Here is a 16559-nt window from a genome sequence, read left to right as displayed (position 1 = left end):
CCTGGCGAGCGAAGCGAGCCAGAGGGGGCTGATGCGCCGACTCGGCAGTAAAGCCAGATGGATCAAGAAGGCAAGTGCGTCCGAGGCGACATCTTCGGCCCCCGCCGAGGCCGCTTCCCGGCGCCCCGATAGATCAGCGCGACGACGCGAGCACGGTGCGGCCGGAAGCTCTCCAGATAGTCGCGCAGCCGGTCGTCGTCCCAGGCAGCGTTGGTCAGCGCCCAGCCGACGTCCTTGGCCAGATGGTAGTCGCCGAAGCTGACCGCGTCCGGGTCGCCGAGCGCCCGCTGGCGCACCTCCGCGACGGTCCACTCGCCGATGCCCGGGATGGTGGTGAGCCGGCGCTCGACCTCCTCGCCGGGAAGCGCCGCGGTGCGCTCGACGGCGGCGGCCACCCGAGCCGCTTGGAGAACGGCCTTGGAACGGGCCGGGTCGACCGGCAGCCGCAGCCAGTCCCAGCTGGGGATGGCGCGCAGCGTCTCCGGCGACGGCTGCAGGCGGAGCCCGTGGTTGGCTCCGGGGCCAGGGGCGGCCTCGCCGAAGCGGCGGACCAGGTTGCCGAAGCCACGGAACGCCTCGTTGTTGGTCACCTTCTGCTCGATGATCGAAGGCACCAGCGCCTCCATGACCAGTCCGGTGCGCCCGAACCGGGGCACCTCGAAGCGCTCCAGCAGCGTCGTGAGCACCGGGTCGTCGGTGCGGAACTCCTCGGGTCGGTCGTCGGCCCCGAGCAGCGCCGGCACCTGCTCCAGCGCCCACTCGGCGCCCTCGCCCCACGCCTCGGACTCGACGACGGCGTCGGCGTCGCGCTGGCGCAGCCGGAGCGTGGCAGGTCCGTGCGGCGTACGGATGGCGCGCCAGTGGTCGGCACCGATGATCTTGTACGTCGGGTCCCCGAGCCCGCGCCGCAGCGGCCGCAGCATCGAGGCGAGGCCCACCGCATAGCCCGGACGGACCGTCCGCTGCGCACTCATGTTTCGAGGTTAACCCGGGGAAAGACCCGGCTGGTGGTCAGGTGCGTCGCGCGGCCGCCCCGGTCGCTGCCGGTGAACCCGAAGACGTGGTGCACGCCGTGCAGGGGGTCGGCGGTGACGACCTGGTCGGGGGCGTACGGCAGGACCTCGTAGCTGTGCGGCTCGTCCCCGACGGCAGCTGCCTCCGGTCCAGGGATCTCCTCGACCCACAGCCGCCCGTCGGTGGCCCGGCGCAGCGTCCAGTCGACGATCCGGGCGCGATAGGTGCCGAGCAGGCGGTCGGCGTCGAAGCCCGACGGTGGCTGCTGGGGTGGCACCGGGTCGGGTGCGATGCGTACGTCGGCGAGGTCGTCGAGGAGGTGGCCGACGACGTCGTGGTAGAGCCCGTAGGTGTCGCCGCCGTTGGTGAGCAGCGCGACCGCCAGGCCGTGCTCGGGCACCATCCGGAAGAACGCCGACTGCCCGATGGTCTGACCGTCGTGGCCGACGATCCCCTGCCTGGTGTCGTCGAGCGACCAGCCCAGGCCGCGCGCCTCCGACCGGGTGGAGGCCGGGTGGTCGATCTGCCGGGTCAGCACATCGGCGCAGGAGGCCGCCGAGACGACGCGGGTCCCGTCGCGGGCGGTGCCACCGGCCAGATGCATGGCGGCGAAGCCGAGCAGGTCGCGTACGCGCATCGAGAGCATCGCACCGACGGGGCCGCTGGCCCGCGCCATCCCCCAGGACGGTCCCGGGCGGAGGACATGCTCGGGACCGGGGTCGATGTGGCCCATGGCGGTGCGGAACCGGATCGCGTCATAGGGCGTCGTGGCGATGTGGGTGAGGCCCAGCGGGGCCGCCAGGTGCTCGTGGAGCGCCCGATCCCAGGTGGTGCCGCGCAGCACCTCGACCAAGCGGCCGAGCACGGCGAAGCCCGCGTTGGAGTAGGAGAACCGCTCCCCCGGCGCGAAGATCTGCGGCAGGTCGCCCATCGAGGCGACGAACCGTTCGACCGCGTCGTCGCCGGGTCCGTGGTCGGTGAAGATGTCGCCCTCGAAGCCGGCCGTGTGGGCGAGCAGCTGACCCACCGTGATCGTTCGGGTCGCCTCCTCGTCGGCGACCCTGAAGGTCGGCAGGTGGCGGATGATCTCGTCGCCGAGGCCGATGCTGCCCTCCTCGACGAGCTGCATCACCAGGTCGGTGGTCCACAGCTTGGTGATCGAGCCGATCTGGAAGAGCGAGTCGATGGTGGCCTCGACCCCGGTGTCGAGGTTGAGGATGCCGGCCGCGTGGTCGACGACCTGACCGTCCTGGAAGACGCCGACGGCGGCAGCGGGCACCCGCCGCCTCTTCAGCAGGTCCGGTAGCTCGTCCTGGAGCCAAGCGCGGGTGGCGGCGAGCGCCCCGCTCATCGGCCGGCCTCGGCGAGAGCCGTCAGCGCCCGCTCGAACCCGGCCCGGTCGCGGGGGTCCAGATCGGCCAGCAGCTCGGTCTCCATGGCCCCGATGGCCTCGCGACAGCGGGCGAGAACCCGCGAGCCGGCGGGCGTCAGGGACACGATCCGGTTGCGCCGGTCGGCCGGGTCGGGCTGGCGCTCGACCATGCCCTCGGCCTCGAGGCGGTCCAGGTTGCCGATCAGCCGGGTCTTGTCGCGTCCCGTGGACGCGGCGAGCTGTGCCTGCGTGGGTGCGTCCGACTCCGCCAGCGCGGTCAGCACCGCGTAGTCCCACATCTCCAGCCCGGCGGCGTCGAGGATCGGCTTCTCGCGCGCCATCACCTCGCGCATCAGACGGGACAGCAGGAAGCCGAGCTCGGGTCGATCCACCGCAGAATCGTAACCGCTCGACATATCGTCTACGCCTGCTTACGATCAACGCATGCTTACTTTTTCCGACATGCTCGCGGAGTACGACCGCGCCCTCGAAGACACCACCACGCTCGCCTCCGAGGTGGGCGACCTGGCCGTCCCCACCCCGTGCGCCGGCTGGGACCTGGCCGACCTCTTCGGCCACATGGTCGGGCAGAACCTGGGCTTCGCCGCCGCGGTCACCGACGGCGACGCGCCGGTCGCGGCCTTCGAGTCCGTGCCGGTGACCGTCGACGACGTCGCCCGGCGATGGCGGGAGTCGGCGGGTCGGGTTCGTGACGCGTTCGGCGCCGCGGATCCAGGAGCCGCCGTCCACCTCGTCGAGTTCGGCTTCCGGCCGACCGTCACGGTGGCGCTGGGCATGCAGTTGCTCGACGCCGCCGTCCACGCCTGGGACGTCGCGACGGCTCTCGGGCGCAGCTACCGGCCCTCGGAGTCCACCATCGCCGTCGTCCTCGACCTGGCCAGGCAGATCGCCGCCCGACCCGGCGGCACGCCGGTGTTCGCCGCGCCTCTCGCCGAGCACGGAGAGGACCCGTGGTACGACGCCCTGAGCCTCCTCGGGCGCGACCCGGAACGGCTGCCAGCCGCCTAGGCGAGTCGCGACGTCACACCGGTTTTTGTCGGTGCCGTGAGGTTCACTGGAGGCATGCTGCTCGCCGACATCGTCTCCACCTCGAACGCCGTCGCCTCGACCCGGTCGCGGAAGGCGAAGGTCGCCGCGCTGGCGGAGTGCCTCGCCGCCACCTCGCGTGACGAGCTCCCGGTCGTGACGGCCTACCTCTCAGGGACGCTGCTGCAGCGGCGTACGGGACTGGGCTGGCGTTCGCTCAGCGCACTCCCCTCGCCTGCGGCCGAGCCGTCGTTGACGGTCGGCGAGGTGCACGAGGCGTTCGAGCGGATGTCGCGGGTGGCGGGGGCCGGCTCTCAGGTCGAGCGGGCGCGCGAGGCCGACGCGCTGTTCGCCGCTGCGACCGAGGCGGAGCAGGCATGGCTGCGGGGCGTGGTGACCGGCGAGGTCCGCCAGGGTGCGCTCGACTCGCTCGTCCAGGAGGCACTGGCAGCAGCGGCCCAGGTGCCGTTGCCGGCCGTACGCCGCGCCGCGATGCTCGCCGGGTCGACCGTGGTGGTCGCCGGGCTCGCCTTCGACGGCGAGGAGGCGCTCGCCGAGGTCGGGCTGGTCGTGGGCAGGCCCGTCCTGCCGATGCTGGCCTCCTCCGCGGGCTCGGTCGAGGAGGCGATGGCGAAGCTCGGCGAGGCGGTCATGGTCGACACCAAGCTCGACGGCATCAGGATCCAGGCCCACAAGTCCGGCTCGGAGGTACGCATCGCGACCCGCACCCTGGAGGACATCACCTCGCGGCTGCCCGAGGTGGCGGAGATCGTCGCCTCCTTCCCGGCCGACACGCTCGTGCTCGACGGCGAGGCGATGACCCTCGGCCCCGACGGCCGGCCGCGACCGTTCCAGGAGACCGCCTCGCGCACCGCGACCCGGTCGGCGCCCGGAGCGGTCGTGGTGCCGTACTTCTTCGACATCCTCCACGTCGACGGCCGCGACCTCATCGACCTCGCCCTCGACCAGCGCCTCACCGAGCTCGACCGGGTCGTTCCCGAGCAGCATCGGCCGCCGCGGCTGGTCACGGTGGACACCGAGGAGGCGGAGCGGTTCGCCACCGACGTGCTCGCCGCCGGCCACGAGGGCGTCGTCGTCAAGGGCGTGGGCCTGCCCTGGGAGGCCGGACGCCGCGGCTCGGGCTGGATCAAGGTCAAGCCCGTCCACACCCTCGACCTCGTCGTCATCGGCATCGAGTGGGGCTCGGGGCGCCGCAAGGGCTGGCTCTCCAACATCCACCTCGGCGCCCGGGGTGCCGACGGCGAGTTCGTGATGATCGGCAAGACGTTCAAGGGCATGACCGACCAGATGCTCGCCTGGCAGACCGAGCGGTTCACGGAACTCGCCGTCGGCGGCACCGACGACTGGCAGGTGAAGGTGCGACCCGAGCAGGTGGTGGAGATCGCCTTCGACGGGGTGCAGCGCTCGACCCGCTATCCCGGCGGCGTCGCACTGCGGTTCGCCCGGGTGGTCCGCTATCGCGACGACAAGTCGCCGGCGGAGGCGGACACGATCGAGACGGTGAAAATGTATCTTCAGTGACCTGATCTGGATACCGGGTGAAGGTGCGCCCGTTCGAACCCCTAACCTCACTCGGCGTGCCCCTGTACGCCCGCCTCGCCGCCCTGCTCGCGATGCTGACGATGGTCCCCGGCCCTGTCGCCTTCACCGCGGTCTCTGCCGCCACCGGCGCCGCCTCGGCCGAGGTCACGGCTGCGGCCCCGTCACCCAGCGTCCCCGGGCCGATCCTGAATGAGTCGTACACGCTGAGCGGATCGATCGGCTCCAGCGTGAGCCGGGTGGTGCGGCTGGAGCGCTATGACGACGGAGAGTGGCGACCGGCGCAGAGCCAGAACGTCGCGAGCTCCGGGCGCTACACCTTCACCGTGACCCAGTCCTCCTGGCGAATGCCCTGGCGGGTCCTGGCCCCCGGCGTCGAGCGCCATGGTCGGTCCTGGCCGCGGCGAGTCACGGAGCCACGTACGCTCTTCGGGCAGCCGCAGGTCGTCACGACCCGCATGGCGAGGTCGGTGCGCGCCGGCAGCGCGGTGCGGATCTCGCTCTTCGCCGCGCCCGCCCGGTCCGGCCGGGTGCTCACCCTCCAGCGCCACGACGGCCGAGGGTGGACGAAGGTCGCCGACCTCACCAGCGACGCGACCGGCCACGCCGCGTACGTCTTCAGGGCTCGGGACGTCGTGAAGACCCGCTTCCGGACGATCGCCCAGGAGCACCACGGTGCACCGAGGCACGTGAGCTCTCCCGCGGCCGTCTACGCCATCGGGAGCAGGCCGGTCGGAGTGATGGCGTGGCGCGGCGACTCTTCCAACTACCCGGAGAACACCCTCGACGCGTTCCGCAGTGCGGTGCGGGAGCGGGCCGACTTCATCGAGATGGACTTCCAGCCCACGGCCGACGGCGAGTGGGTCCTGCTGCACGACGACGACTTCCGGCGGACGACCGACGTCGAGATCCGCTTCCCCGAGCGCCGGACCGCGAGCCCGCGCGAGTTCACGCTCGCCGAGGTGCAGTCGCTGGACGCGGGCTCGTGGATGGCGCCGCAGTTCCGGGGCGTCCGGGTGCCGACGATCGAGGAGACCTTCGACGCCATCGACGCGGCCGAGCGGCTTCACGGGCACCGGGTGCGGCTCGTCGTCGAGCTCAAGGGCGAGAGTCCCGACGAGATGCGTGCGCTCTACCGCAAGGTCGTCTCGCTACGGCCCGGCTGGGTATCCCGGACAGGCCATGGCGACAAGGCGATCTTCATGAGCTTCGACGCGAGCCACTTCGACTTCCCCGGCGCCGAGCGGACGGGAATGGAGACGGTGGCGGTCAAGGACGAGCCTGATCCCACGGACCTCCACGACGGGGACTTCGCGCAGGTGCACATCCACACCCGGCTGCTCGACGCCGCACTCGCCGACCGCTACCGTCGCCAGGGGGCCGCGGTCGGCACCTGGCCGGCGATCGGTACGTCATCCGTGCTCCGCGCGGCGGTCGCCGGGGTCGACTACGTCACCACGGGCGACGTCGCGAACGCCCGGGAGGCGCTGCTCCAGCGGTGAGGTGTGAGGCGGCGCACTCGGAGTGCAACTCGGAGTTGCACACCGCGTACAGTGTGCTTGTGAGCACCCGACCAACGACCGCCGGATCCGCATCGGACGGCCGCCGCTCGGCCGCTGCGGCCCGGCGACGCGCACGTGAGGCAGACATCGTCGCGGCCACCCGCAAGCTCTTCGACGAGCGCGGGGTGAGCGATGCCCAGATCGAGGACATCGCCAAGGCCGTCGGCATCAACCGCGCGATCGTCTACCGGCACTTCACCGGCAAGGACGAGATCTTCGCGCTGACCCTGGTCGGCTATCTCGACGAGCTGCGCGAGCGGATGCTCATCGCGACCGAGGGCGACAGCTCACCCATCGACGTGGTCCGCGACGTCGTCGGCACCTTCGTCGACTACGGCATCGAGCACCCCGCCTTCGTCGACTGCGCCCAGACACTGATGCGCCGCAGCGGCTCCGACCTGCTCGACGAGCTCTCCGAGAGCGCGCTGTTCCGTCTCGGCCGCGCGATGAACGGCTGCCTCACCATCCTGACCACGGTCTTCGAGGACGGCGCCGCCACCGGCGAGCTCCACGTCAAGGACGCCAACCTCCTGGCCAACACCCTCTACGCCTCCGGCCTGGGCGCCCTCCAGCTCGCCCGCGTCGGCATCCTGGTCTCCGAGTCCGCCCCCGGCGTACCCACCGTCGGCTCCGTCTCCCCCGACCAGGTCCGCGACTTCCTGGTCACCTCTGCGCTGGCCCTCACCGCCAAGTAGCCCAGCCGAATCCTCAGTTCTGGCGGGCCGAGTCCTCAGTTGTGGGCGACGAAACTCGAGTTTCGTCGCCCACAACTGCCTTCTCGGCGCGCCACTTCTACCGATTCGGCGCCGAGCGACGTCTCGGCGCGAAGGGGTTCTACCTCTCCAGGATGGCGACGACGCCCTGGCCGCCGGCGGCGCAGACGGAGATCAGGCCGCGGCCCGAGCCCTTCTCGTCGAGCAGCTTGGCGAGGTTGTTGATGATCCGGCCGCCGGTGGCGGCGAAGGGGTGGCCGGCGGCGAGCGAGGAGCCCTTGACGTTGAGCTTCTCGCGCGGGACCGTGCCGAGCGGGGCGTCGAGGCCGAGCTTGTCCTTGCAGAAGTCCGGGGACTCCCAGGCGGCCAGGGTCGAGAGGACCTGCGACGCGAAGGCCTCGTGGATCTCGAAGAAGTCGAAGTCGTCGAAGGTGAGGCCGTTGCGGGCGAGGAGGCGCGGGACGGCGTAGGCGGGAGCCATCAGGAGGCCCTCGCCGCCGGCGACGTAGTCGACAGCGGCGACCTCGGCGTCGACGAAGTAGGCCAGGACCGGCAGGTTCTTGGCGGCGGCCCACTCCTCGCTCGCGAAGAGCACGGCGGAGGCACCGTCGGTGAGCGGGGTCGAGTTGCCGGCCGTCATGGTCGGGTTCTCGCCCTTGACGCCGAAGACGGGCTTGAGCGTGGCGAGCTTCTCGACGGTCGAGCCGGGACGGAGGTTGTTGTCCTTCTCCAGGCCGCGGAACGGGGTGATCTGGTCCTCGAACCAGCCCGCCTCGTACGCAGCGCCGAGCTTCTGGTGAGAGGCGGCGGCGAGCTCGTCCTGGGCCTCACGGGTGATGCCCCACTCGAGCGCGGTCAGCGCGGCGTGCTCCCCCATGGACAGCTTGGTGCGCGGCTCGACGTTGGCCGGGATGTTGGGGATGACGTCGGCCGGGCGGAGCTTGGCAAAGGCCTTGATCCGGTCGACGTTGGTCTTGGCGCGGTTGGCCTCGAGCAGTACCTTGCGGAGCTTCTCGCCCAGAGCGATCGGCGCGTCGGAGGTGGTGTCGGTGCCGCCGGCGATGCCCGAGTCGATCTGGCCGAGGGCGATCTTGTTGGCGATGTACGTGGCCGCCTGGAGGCCGGTGCCGCAGGCCTGCTGGAGGTCGACGGCAGGCGTCTCGGGAGCCAGCTTCGACCCGAGCACCGACTCACGGGTCAGGTTGAAGTCACGCGAGTGCTTGAGCACCGCGCCGGAGGCGACCTCACCGATGCGCTCGCCCTCGAGACCGAAGCGAGCGGCTAGGCCGTCGAGGACGGCGGTGAACATCTCCTGGTTCGACGCGGTCGCGTACGCACCGTTGGAACGGGCGAAAGGAATGCGGTTGCCGCCCACGATGGCGACACGACGGGTGGTGGTCATGGGTTCATCCTTGTCTGATGAAGCTCTTTGGAGAAGGGTATGTCAGGGAGATCACGAAAAGTGGACACCGAGTTACACGCCTAGTTACAACTGGCCAGTAACATACCAACGTACGCCTCAGAGACCACGTCCAGAAGGATCAGAGCAGACCATGAGCGACAAGTACCAGAGCTTCACCCAGTCGGCGATCGGCAAGGTCCTCGTCAAGAACCTCGGGCTGCCGAGCCCCGCCAAGCTCGAGCGGTACGCGGCCGGCGCCCCGCTCGTGAAGGGCACCGTCCTCACCGGCGGCCGTGGTCGTCTGGCCGAGTCGCTGAGCGGGCTGCTCGGCGAGCTGGACATCGCCTCGACCGACACCGCGGCCGCGGGCGCCCGCTTCAAGGGCCTCGTCTTCGACGCCACCGGCCTCACCTCGACGTCCGACCTGGTCGCGCTGCAGGAGTTCTTCACCCCGGTGATGCGCAGCCTGGAGAACAACCCGCGCGTCGTCGTCATCGGCACCCCGCCCGAGCAGCTCAAGGGCGGCGAGCGGGTCGCCCAGCGCGCCCTGGAGGGGTTCACCCGCAGCCTCGGCAAGGAGATCGGCAAGGGCGGCACCGTGCAGCTCGTCTACGTCGCCGAGGGCTTCGAGGGCTCGCTGCTCTCGACGCTGGCCTTCCTGCTCTCCCCCAAGAGCGCCTACGTCTCCGGCCAGGTCGTGCGGATCGGCACCAAGAACGCCTCCACCGCCGCCGAGCAGGTCGACCCGAAGAAGCCGCTGACCGGCAAGGTGGCCCTCGTCACCGGTGCCGCGCGCGGCATCGGTGAGGAGATCGCCAAGGTCCTGCAGCGCGACGGCGCGACCGTCGTCGGCCTCGACATCCCGCCGTCCGAGGACGACCTGAAGAAGGTCACTCCGGACTACATCACCGCCGACATCACCGCCGAGGACGCCCCCGCCACGATCGCCTCCTACCTCCAGGAGAAGTTCGGCGGCGTCGACATCGTGGTCCACAACGCCGGCGTCACCCTCGACAAGAAGCTCGCCAACCAGAAGGCCGACCGCTTCGGCACGGTGCTCGAGATCAACATCAGCGCCCCGGAGCGGATCACGGCCGAGCTGCTCGAGCAGAAGCTGATCCGCCCCAACGGCCGCATCATCGGCGTCTCCTCGATCGCGGGCATCGCCGGCAACGTCGGCCAGACCTCCTACGGCGCCTCCAAGGCCGCGGTCATCGGCTTCGTCGACTCGCTGGCCGAGGAGCTCCCCGACGGCATCACGATCAACGCCGTCGCCCCGGGCTTCATCATCACCCAGATGACCGCCGCGGTTCCGTTCGCGACGCGTGAGGTCGGCCAGCGGCTCAACGCGATGGCGCAGGGTGGCCTGCCCGTCGACGTCGCCGAGACCATCGCCTGGTACGCCTCGCCGGCCTCTACCGGCGTCAACGGCAACGTCGTGCGCGTCTGCGGCCAGATGATGCTGGGTGCCTGATGAGTGACATCTTCACCGGCAAGTCCGGCCCCGGGCTGCTCGTCCGCGCGGCGCTGCCCGCAATCCCGGGCATCAACGCGCTCCCGGGGATCAAGAAGACCGGCGTCGCCTACGAGGAGCTCAGCCTCGCCCGGGAGCCGGTCGTGCTCGACCGGACTGCGGTCGACGCCTACGCCGAGCTGTGCGGATTCCCCGTCAAGGACACCGTCCCACTCCCCTACCCGCACATGCTGGCCTTCCCGCTCCACATGGCGCTGATGTCCTCGCCGGACTTCCCCTCGCCCGCGATGGGCATGGTCCACATCGAGAACTCGATCAGCGGCTACCGCCCGATCGCGGTCGGCGAGGCGGTCGCGGTCACCGCGACCGTCGGTCAGCCCGAGCCGCACCCGGTCGGGAAGGCCTACCGCTTCCTGACCGTCGCCACCGTCGAGGGCGAGGTGGTGTGGGAGTCCACCTCGACCTACCTGGTCCGCGGGAAGCGCAACCCCGATGTCTCATGGAAGTCCGATCTGATCGAGGTCGATCCGTCCGGGCCGGTCTTCCCGCTGAAGGCCGATCTGGGGCGGCGCTACGCCAAGGTCGCGGGCGACTACAACCCGATCCACCTCTACCCGCTGACCGCGAAGGCGCTCGGGTTCAAGCGGCAGATCGCGCACGGGATGTGGACCAAGGCCCGCTGCATCGCCGCCCTGGAGAACCGGCTCCCCGGCTCGGTGCGCGTGGACGTGGCGTTCAAGAAGCCGGTCTTCCTGCCCTCCTCGGTCGCCTTCGGCTCACTGAAGCACCTGGACGGCTACGACTTCTCGCTCCACAAGCGCGGCTCGGACACGCTGCACCTGGTGGGACGTACCACCGCGCTGTGATCCACCCGATTTAACCCGTGGCGAGCGAGGTCTCGGAGGTGAGACGGTGCTCGCATGCCTGCCCCACTCCAGCTCCCCACGGGTTACTCGGAGCGCCCCCTGACACTCGCGGACGCCGGTGCCGTGACCCGCGTGATGGCGGCGAACGAGCTGGCCACCGTCGGTGAGATCCACATCGAGGAGGCCGACATCGTCTCGGAGTGGCAGCGGCCCTCCTTCGACGTCGGCGCGGCGACCGTCGGCGTGCACGCGCCGACCGGTGAGCTGGTGGGCTATGCCGAGTGCTCCGGCGGCGCCCGGGCCGACGCGGCCGTCCACCCCGACCACTGGGACCGTGGGGTCGGCACCGCGCTGGCCGGCTGGATCGGCGCCCGTGCTGCCGAGCTCGGAGAGCCGGTCATCGGCATGCCGGTCCCCCAGGGTTCGCCCGGCGACCGGCTGCTGGAGTCGCTGGGCTGGTTCCCACGCTGGGAGTCCTGGGTGCTGGCACTGCCCGAGGACGCGGTGATCCCGGTGCGGGAGCTGCCCGATGCGTACGTCATCAGGGCTGCCACCCCGCAGGACCACGAGCAGGTCTGGACCGTGATCGAGGACGCCTTCCTCGAGTGGTCCGAGCGGGAGCGGGAGCCCTACGCCGACTGGGTCGCCACCGTCATCGAACGACCCGGCGCCGAGCCCTGGAACATCCGGGTGGCCACCGGCCCGGACGGCGACGTCGTCGCCGCCGCGGTGCTGGTGATGACCGAGGACGGCAACGAGGGGTACGTCAGCAAGCTGGCCACCCGCAAGGACCAGCGCAACAGGGGTCTGGCCCAGGCCCTGCTCGCCGACGCGTTCGGCGCCGCCCGCGCCCACGGAGCCACCCGAGCGACCCTGTCGACGGACTCCCGCACCGGCGCCCTCGACCTCTATCGCCACGTCGGCATGGAGGTCGAGTCCACCTGGATCCACCGCGCGACCCGCCCCTGATCCCACCTCCAGGGCCTGCTCTGGGCTAGCATCTTCCGTCCAGGAGGTGGACAGACATGTCCGACGTACTGATCCGAGGCCTCTCGGATGACGAGCTCGCGCGCATCGACACCGAGGCGACGCGGCTCGGACTCACCCGCGACGACTATCTCCGTCGCTGGTTCACACCCGACGCACTCCGCCCGCTGCCGCCGGCGCGCCCCGTGGCCGGTGCCGACTTCGCGAAGTTCGCCGCGCTGGCCGACCGGGGCCTGATGCGTGACGCATGGTCGTAGGTCGACCCTGGCTGGTGCACCGGTCGGCGCTCGCCCGGATGTCCACCAGCCCCGACGCTGAGAAGTGGTCCCGCCTGATCGAGCTGGGCCAGGTACGCATCACCACCACGACCCTGCTCGAGATCGGCCACCTGGCCCGCTCCGAGCGGCAGTGGTCCGAGCTCGTCGAGGACGTGCCTGTGATCCACATGCCGCTCGCGACCCTCACACCGCGTTCGGAGGCGCGGGCGCTGGAGATCCAGCGCATCGTGCTGCGCGAGGGCCGTCACCGACCACCGTCGGTCCCCGACCTGCTCGTCGCGGCGGTCGCCGAGGAGGCCGACCTCACCGTGCTCCACGCCGACAACGACGTCGACCTCATCACCCGCACCACCGGTCAGCCGGTCGAGCGGCTGCGGGCCTGACGCCTCTCAGAAGAGCTCGCGCACCTTCTCGATCGGCCGGGCGAGCACGCCGCGGTCGCCCTTGAGCACGATCGGGCGCTCCATCAGCTGAGGGTGCTTCACCATCAGGTCGACGAGCTCGTCCTCGGAGAGGTCTCGGCTGCCGAGGTCGAGCTCCTTGTAGACCGGCTCGCGCTTGCGCAGCACGTCGCGGGCGCTCAGGCCGGTCTTCGCCAGGATGTCCCTGACCTCCTCGGCCCGCAGGCCCAGCACGTGGTAGTCGACCTTCTCGAAGTCGATGCCCTCCTCCTTGAGGAGGACGAACAGGTTCCGACACGTCGTGCAGGTCGGCTTCTCGTACACGGTGATCTGATCCACGCCGCCACCCTAGCGGCCGCTTCGGTGCGCTATCGCGGCAGGCAACCAGGATGTGCGATAGTGCGCCGACCTACTTCTGGATGCGATGATGGGACAGATGCGCCGACTCGGCGCGTGAGGATGAGACTGACGCGCCGAGTCGGCGAGATATGACGGGACAGACGCGCCGGGTCGGCGAGTCAGGCGCGGGGCGGGCGGATGAGGCCCTCCTGGGCCACCGTCGCGGCCAGGGTGCCGTCGGCGGTGAAGACGCGACCGATGGACAGGCCGCGGCCGCCGTAGGCCGAGGGGCTCTCCTGGTCGTAGAGCCACCACTCGTCGGCCCGGAACGGCCGGTGGAACCAGATCGTGTGGTCCAAGGACGCCATCTGGATGCCCTTGTGGTCCAGGGAGTGGGCGGCCAGGGAGGCGCCGAGCAGCGAGATGTCGGAGGCCCAGGTGAAGGCGCCGCGCTGGATGTCGGGATCGTCGGGGAGCGAGGCGCCCAGGCGGATCCACAGGCGCTGCTGCGCAGGGCGGGCGGGGTCGGGCTCGATGCCGAGCAGGGAGTTGCCGACGGCGCGCACCTCGACGGCCTCCCACTCACGAGCCAACGACACGGCCTCCGGCGACCCCGAGTCGGCCATCAGCTTCAGGAAGTCGATGCACTTCTCCGGCGGCGGGACGGACGGCATCGCGTCCTGGTGCTCGAAGCCGGACTCCTCACGCTGGAAGTTGGCGGTGAGGTAGTAGATGTCGCGGCCCTTCTGCCGCGCCCGGACCCGCCTGGTCTCGAACGAGCGCCCGTCGCGTATCCGCTCGACGTCGTAGACGATCGGGTAGGACGGGTCGCCCGGCAGCAGGAAGTAGGAGTGCATCGAGTGCACCGTGAAGGCCGGGTCGGCCGAGCGGATCGCAGCCATCAGCGCCTGGGCGGCCACCTGGCCGCCGTAGGCGCGTCCACGCGAGTTGCGGGTCGTCGTGGCACCGTGGAAGAGGTCCTTGTCGATCTCGACGAGATCGAGCACACCCACCAGCTCGGCCACCGCCTGATCCGCCGCTACGGCGTCGGTCGTCATGGGAGTGAGTGTCTCTCAATCCTTCTCAGGGTTGTCATCCGGGTCAGGGCCGTTCAGCCCGGCCAGGAACTGCTCGAACTGCTCGCCGAGCTCGTCACCGGTCGGCAGCGGCTCGTCGGGCGCCAGCAGCGAGCGCCCGGACTCCTCGCCACGCTGGAAGGTGTCGTACTGCTGCTCGAGCGCGGCGACGACCTCCCGCACCTCGGCATTGTCCTCGATGTAGGAGGCGATCTCCTCCTCGCGGCGCTGCGCCTCGGCCTCGAGGTCGGAGACCGGGATGGTCAGCCGGGCCGCGCGCTCGAGCTCCTCGATGAGCACGACAGCGGCGGCGGGGAAGTCGCTCTGGGCGAGGTAGTGCGGCATGTGCACCACGAAGCCGCCCATGGGCAGGCCCCACTCCCCCAGGCGTACCTCCAGCATGGCCTGGGCAGAGGCGGGGATTCGGATCTCGCCCTTCCAGGGGCTCTCCCAGACCTGGCCGGTGAGCTCCTGCGCCGCGTCGTTGGCGTGCCTGGTCGTGGTCAGTGGCCGGGTGTGCGGCACCGCCATCGGCACGGAGGTGAGCGAGATCACCTCGGTCACGCCGAGGCGCTCGATGACCTCGCGTACGGCGCCGGCGAAGGCCTCCCAGCGGTTGTCCGGCTCGGGGCCGTGCAGCAGGAGGTAGGGCGTGTCACCGGTGTCCTTGAGCAGCCGGACGACCAGCCGCGGCGCGTCGAAGGACTCGTAGTGGTCGCTGACGAACGAGATCGCCGGGCGGCGGGCCCGGTAGTCGTGGAGCTCGTCGACGTCGAACGTCGCCACCACCGGTGCGCGCCTGGAGGTCTGGATCAGGTGGGCCGCGGCCCGTTCGGAGGCCTTGCCCGCGTCGAGGAACCCGTCCAGGACCACCACCAGCGGCAGCCGCTCGCCGCCGGCGAGCATGATCTCCTCGGGCAGGTCGTCCACGATGTGCACCAGTCGTGATCCGGCCATCGGTGTCTCCTCCCGTTGCGTACTGCCCTCGCGGGCCTCGCCGTCGCTTGCCTCGCCCGGGGTCTCGACCCTGGGGCTCAACCTTCTCAATACACGCTTCCACATGACGACAGCGCAGCATCGTGGAGGCCCCCGATATTCCCAAGCCGACGCGCGGGCGCCGGCGACGGCATCGCAATCTCCGATGTGACCTCCCCCTCGGTGCGGCCGTTGTTACTAGCGGGTAATGTAAGCGCCGGGGCACCACCGGTGCCCGCAACAACAGCGCCGCCCAGCGGCAACCGACCGGCAATTCACATGGAGTGACACGGTGACCCGACAGCTGCGAGAAGTCGTCTTCGTCGACGGCGTACGCACACCTTTCGGCAAGGCCAAGGGCCAGTACGCCGAGACCCGCGCCGACGACCTCGTCGTCAAGCTCATCCGTGAGCTCACGCGCCGCAACCCCGATCTTCCCCCGGAGCGGATCGACGAGGTCGCCATCGCCGCGACCACGCAGATCGGCGACCAGGGCCTCACCATCGGTCGCACCGCGGGCCTGCTCGCCGGGCTTCCGCAGTCCGTGCCGGGCTACGCGATCGACCGGATGTGTGCCGGCGCGATGACCGCGGTCACCACGACCGCCGGCGGCATCGCCTTCGGTGCCTACGACGTCGCCATCGCCGGTGGTGTCGAGCACATGGGCCGCCACCCGATGGGCGAGGGCGTCGACCCGAACCCGCGGATCATCTCCGAGAAGCTGGTCGACCCGAGCGCGCTCGTCATGGGCAACACCGCCGAGAACGTCCACGACCGCTACCCGGCGATCACCAAGGAGCGCACCGACGCGTTCGCCGTCCGCTCCCAGGAGCTGGCTGCCAAGGCGTACGCCGACGGCAAGATCCAGCCCGACCTGGTCCCCGTCGCCACCCGCTCCGCCGAGAACGGCTGGGGCCTGGCCACCACCGACGAGCCGATGCGTCCGGGCACCACCACGGAGGACCTCGCCAAGCTCAAGACCCCGTTCCGCCCCCACGGTCGCGTGACCGCGGGCAACGCGGCGGGCATCAACGACGGCGCGACCGCCTCGCTGCTGGCCTCCGAGGAGGTCGCCAAGGAGCTCGGTCTGCCGATCAAGATGCGGCTGGTGTCGTACGCCTTCGCCGGCGTCGCCCCCGAGGTCATGGCCGTCGGCCCGATCCCGTCGACCGAGAAGGCGCTGGCCAAGGCCGGGCTCACGATCGACGACATCGAGGCCTTCGAGATCAACGAGGCCTTCGCGATCCAGGTGCTCGCGTTCCTGGACCACTTCGGCATCGACCAGAACGACGACCGCGTGAACCCCTACGGTGGCGCGATCGCGTTCGGTCACCCGCTGGCCTCCTCCGGCGTGCGGCTGATGATCCAGCTCGCCCGCCAGTTCGAGGAGCGCCCCGAGGTCCGCTACGGCCTCACCACCATGTGCATCGGCCTGGGTATGGGCGGCACGGTCATCTGGGAGAACCCTCACTGGAACGGCGCGGAGGCCTGAC

17 protein-coding genes are annotated in these 16559 nt (G+C 70.6%); 10 read left to right on the top strand and 7 right to left on the bottom strand.

Annotation, left to right across the window (positions count from 1 at the left end; translation table 11 throughout):
* Nucleotides 1-62 precede the first annotated feature (62 nt).
* The 3 genes from OG984_RS04870 to OG984_RS04860 are packed head-to-tail and all read right to left on the bottom strand — an operon-like array spanning nt 63 to nt 2778.
* Nucleotides 63-974, bottom strand: coding sequence for a DNA-3-methyladenine glycosylase family protein (locus tag OG984_RS04870; protein WP_328530510.1), 912 nt, complete (start codon nt 972-974; stop codon nt 63-65).
* A complete protein-coding gene (locus OG984_RS04865; RefSeq protein WP_328530509.1) occupies nt 971-2365 on the bottom strand; it encodes a serine hydrolase domain-containing protein in 1395 nt (464 codons plus the stop codon). The genes OG984_RS04870 and OG984_RS04865 overlap by 4 nt, the downstream gene beginning before the upstream one ends.
* Entirely contained in the window at nt 2362-2778 is a 417-nt protein-coding gene (locus OG984_RS04860) for a MarR family winged helix-turn-helix transcriptional regulator (RefSeq protein ID WP_328530508.1), read from the bottom strand. The genes OG984_RS04865 and OG984_RS04860 overlap by 4 nt, the downstream gene beginning before the upstream one ends.
* A 52-nt stretch (nt 2779-2830) precedes the next feature.
* Between OG984_RS04860 and OG984_RS04855 the strand changes: the two genes are divergently transcribed.
* From OG984_RS04855 to OG984_RS04840, 4 genes are read left to right on the top strand one after another with little or no spacing between them, the layout of a single operon-like run.
* Nucleotides 2831-3415 carry a TIGR03086 family metal-binding protein gene (locus OG984_RS04855; protein ID WP_328530507.1) on the top strand — a complete coding sequence of 195 codons (585 nt, stop codon included), beginning with the start codon at nt 2831-2833 and terminating at the stop codon, nt 3413-3415.
* A 36-nt stretch (nt 3416-3451) separates the two neighbouring features.
* Entirely contained in the window at nt 3452-4975 is a 1524-nt protein-coding gene (locus OG984_RS04850; protein ID WP_442940955.1) for an ATP-dependent DNA ligase, read from the top strand.
* 56 nt (nt 4976-5031) lie between these two features.
* Nucleotides 5032-6495 carry a glycerophosphodiester phosphodiesterase gene (locus OG984_RS04845; RefSeq protein WP_328530506.1) on the top strand — a complete coding sequence of 488 codons (1464 nt, stop codon included), beginning with the start codon at nt 5032-5034 and terminating at the stop codon, nt 6493-6495.
* A 59-nt stretch (nt 6496-6554) separates the two neighbouring features.
* Complete coding sequence (locus OG984_RS04840; RefSeq protein WP_328530505.1) at nt 6555-7250, top strand: TetR/AcrR family transcriptional regulator; 696 nt, start codon at nt 6555-6557, stop codon at nt 7248-7250.
* A 139-nt stretch (nt 7251-7389) separates the two neighbouring features.
* On the opposite strand, the gene OG984_RS04835 is transcribed toward OG984_RS04840, so the two are convergent.
* On the bottom strand, nt 7390-8670 hold the full coding sequence (locus tag OG984_RS04835) for an acetyl-CoA C-acetyltransferase (protein WP_328530504.1): 1281 nt from the start codon (nt 8668-8670) through the stop codon (nt 7390-7392).
* Nucleotides 8671-8821: 151 nt separating this feature from the next.
* On the opposite strand from OG984_RS04835, the gene OG984_RS04830 reads away from it, so the two are divergent.
* The 5 genes from OG984_RS04830 to OG984_RS04810 are packed head-to-tail and all read left to right on the top strand — an operon-like array spanning nt 8822 to nt 12658.
* Nucleotides 8822-10144: a 3-oxoacyl-ACP reductase gene (locus OG984_RS04830; RefSeq protein WP_328530503.1), complete on the top strand. Its 1323-nt coding sequence runs from the start codon at nt 8822-8824 to the stop codon at nt 10142-10144.
* Nucleotides 10144-11010: a MaoC/PaaZ C-terminal domain-containing protein gene (locus OG984_RS04825; RefSeq protein ID WP_328530502.1), complete on the top strand. Its 867-nt coding sequence runs from the start codon at nt 10144-10146 to the stop codon at nt 11008-11010. Before OG984_RS04830 ends, OG984_RS04825 begins: the two co-directional genes overlap by 1 nt.
* Nucleotides 11011-11064: 54 nt before the next feature.
* Nucleotides 11065-11979 carry a GNAT family N-acetyltransferase gene (locus tag OG984_RS04820; RefSeq protein WP_328530501.1) on the top strand — a complete coding sequence of 305 codons (915 nt, stop codon included), beginning with the start codon at nt 11065-11067 and terminating at the stop codon, nt 11977-11979.
* A 56-nt stretch (nt 11980-12035) separates the two neighbouring features.
* Nucleotides 12036-12254 (top strand): type II toxin-antitoxin system VapB family antitoxin, encoded by a 219-nt coding sequence (gene vapB, locus OG984_RS04815; RefSeq protein ID WP_328530500.1) that lies wholly within the window; start codon nt 12036-12038, stop codon nt 12252-12254.
* Nucleotides 12245-12658, top strand: coding sequence for a PIN domain-containing protein (locus tag OG984_RS04810; RefSeq protein ID WP_328530499.1), 414 nt, complete (start codon nt 12245-12247; stop codon nt 12656-12658). Before vapB ends, OG984_RS04810 begins: the two co-directional genes overlap by 10 nt.
* A gap of 6 nt (nt 12659-12664) precedes the next feature.
* Here the strand turns inward: OG984_RS04810 and OG984_RS04805 are convergent, their stop codons facing one another.
* The 3 genes from OG984_RS04805 to OG984_RS04795 all read right to left on the bottom strand — a co-directional run bounded on the left by OG984_RS04805 (nt 12665) and on the right by OG984_RS04795 (nt 15048).
* A complete protein-coding gene (locus tag OG984_RS04805) occupies nt 12665-13015 on the bottom strand; it encodes an arsenate reductase family protein (protein WP_328530498.1) in 351 nt (116 codons plus the stop codon).
* Nucleotides 13016-13194: 179 nt separating this feature from the next.
* On the bottom strand, nt 13195-14073 hold the full coding sequence (locus OG984_RS04800; RefSeq protein ID WP_328530497.1) for an acyl-CoA thioesterase: 879 nt from the start codon (nt 14071-14073) through the stop codon (nt 13195-13197).
* Nucleotides 14074-14088: 15 nt separating this feature from the next.
* Nucleotides 14089-15048, bottom strand: a complete 960-nt coding sequence (locus tag OG984_RS04795) for a PAC2 family protein (RefSeq protein WP_328530496.1) — start codon at nt 15046-15048, stop codon at nt 14089-14091.
* Nucleotides 15049-15358: 310 nt separating this feature from the next.
* On the opposite strand from OG984_RS04795, the gene OG984_RS04790 reads away from it, so the two are divergent.
* Nucleotides 15359-16558, top strand: a complete 1200-nt coding sequence (locus OG984_RS04790; protein ID WP_165112034.1) for a thiolase family protein — start codon at nt 15359-15361, stop codon at nt 16556-16558.
* Nucleotide 16559 lies beyond the last annotated feature (1 nt).

Source organism: Nocardioides sp. NBC_00368, assembly GCF_036090055.1.
Classification (GTDB): domain Bacteria; phylum Actinomycetota; class Actinomycetes; order Propionibacteriales; family Nocardioidaceae; genus Nocardioides.
This window is presented reverse-complemented; position numbering and strand designations above follow the sequence as displayed.

Excerpts from the sequence above, each read along its gene's own strand:
- OG984_RS04825 (WP_328530502.1), top strand. The coding sequence starts at position 10,144 with ATGAGTGACATCTTCACCGGCAAGTCCGGCCCCGGGCTGCTCGTCCGC.
- OG984_RS04870 (WP_328530510.1), bottom strand. The coding sequence starts at position 974 with ATGAGTGCGCAGCGGACGGTCCGTCCGGGCTATGCGGTGGGCCTCGCC.
- OG984_RS04795 (WP_328530496.1), bottom strand. The coding sequence starts at position 15,048 with ATGGCCGGATCACGACTGGTGCACATCGTGGACGACCTGCCCGAGGAG.
- OG984_RS04835 (WP_328530504.1), bottom strand. The coding sequence starts at position 8,670 with ATGACCACCACCCGTCGTGTCGCCATCGTGGGCGGCAACCGCATTCCT.
- OG984_RS04820 (WP_328530501.1), top strand. The coding sequence starts at position 11,065 with ATGCCTGCCCCACTCCAGCTCCCCACGGGTTACTCGGAGCGCCCCCTG.
- vapB (WP_328530500.1), top strand. The coding sequence starts at position 12,036 with ATGTCCGACGTACTGATCCGAGGCCTCTCGGATGACGAGCTCGCGCGC.
- OG984_RS04800 (WP_328530497.1), bottom strand. The coding sequence starts at position 14,073 with ATGACGACCGACGCCGTAGCGGCGGATCAGGCGGTGGCCGAGCTGGTG.
- OG984_RS04810 (WP_328530499.1), top strand. The coding sequence starts at position 12,245 with ATGGTCGTAGGTCGACCCTGGCTGGTGCACCGGTCGGCGCTCGCCCGG.
- OG984_RS04865 (WP_328530509.1), bottom strand. The coding sequence starts at position 2,365 with ATGAGCGGGGCGCTCGCCGCCACCCGCGCTTGGCTCCAGGACGAGCTA.
- OG984_RS04855 (WP_328530507.1), top strand. The coding sequence starts at position 2,831 with ATGCTTACTTTTTCCGACATGCTCGCGGAGTACGACCGCGCCCTCGAA.
- OG984_RS04830 (WP_328530503.1), top strand. The coding sequence starts at position 8,822 with ATGAGCGACAAGTACCAGAGCTTCACCCAGTCGGCGATCGGCAAGGTC.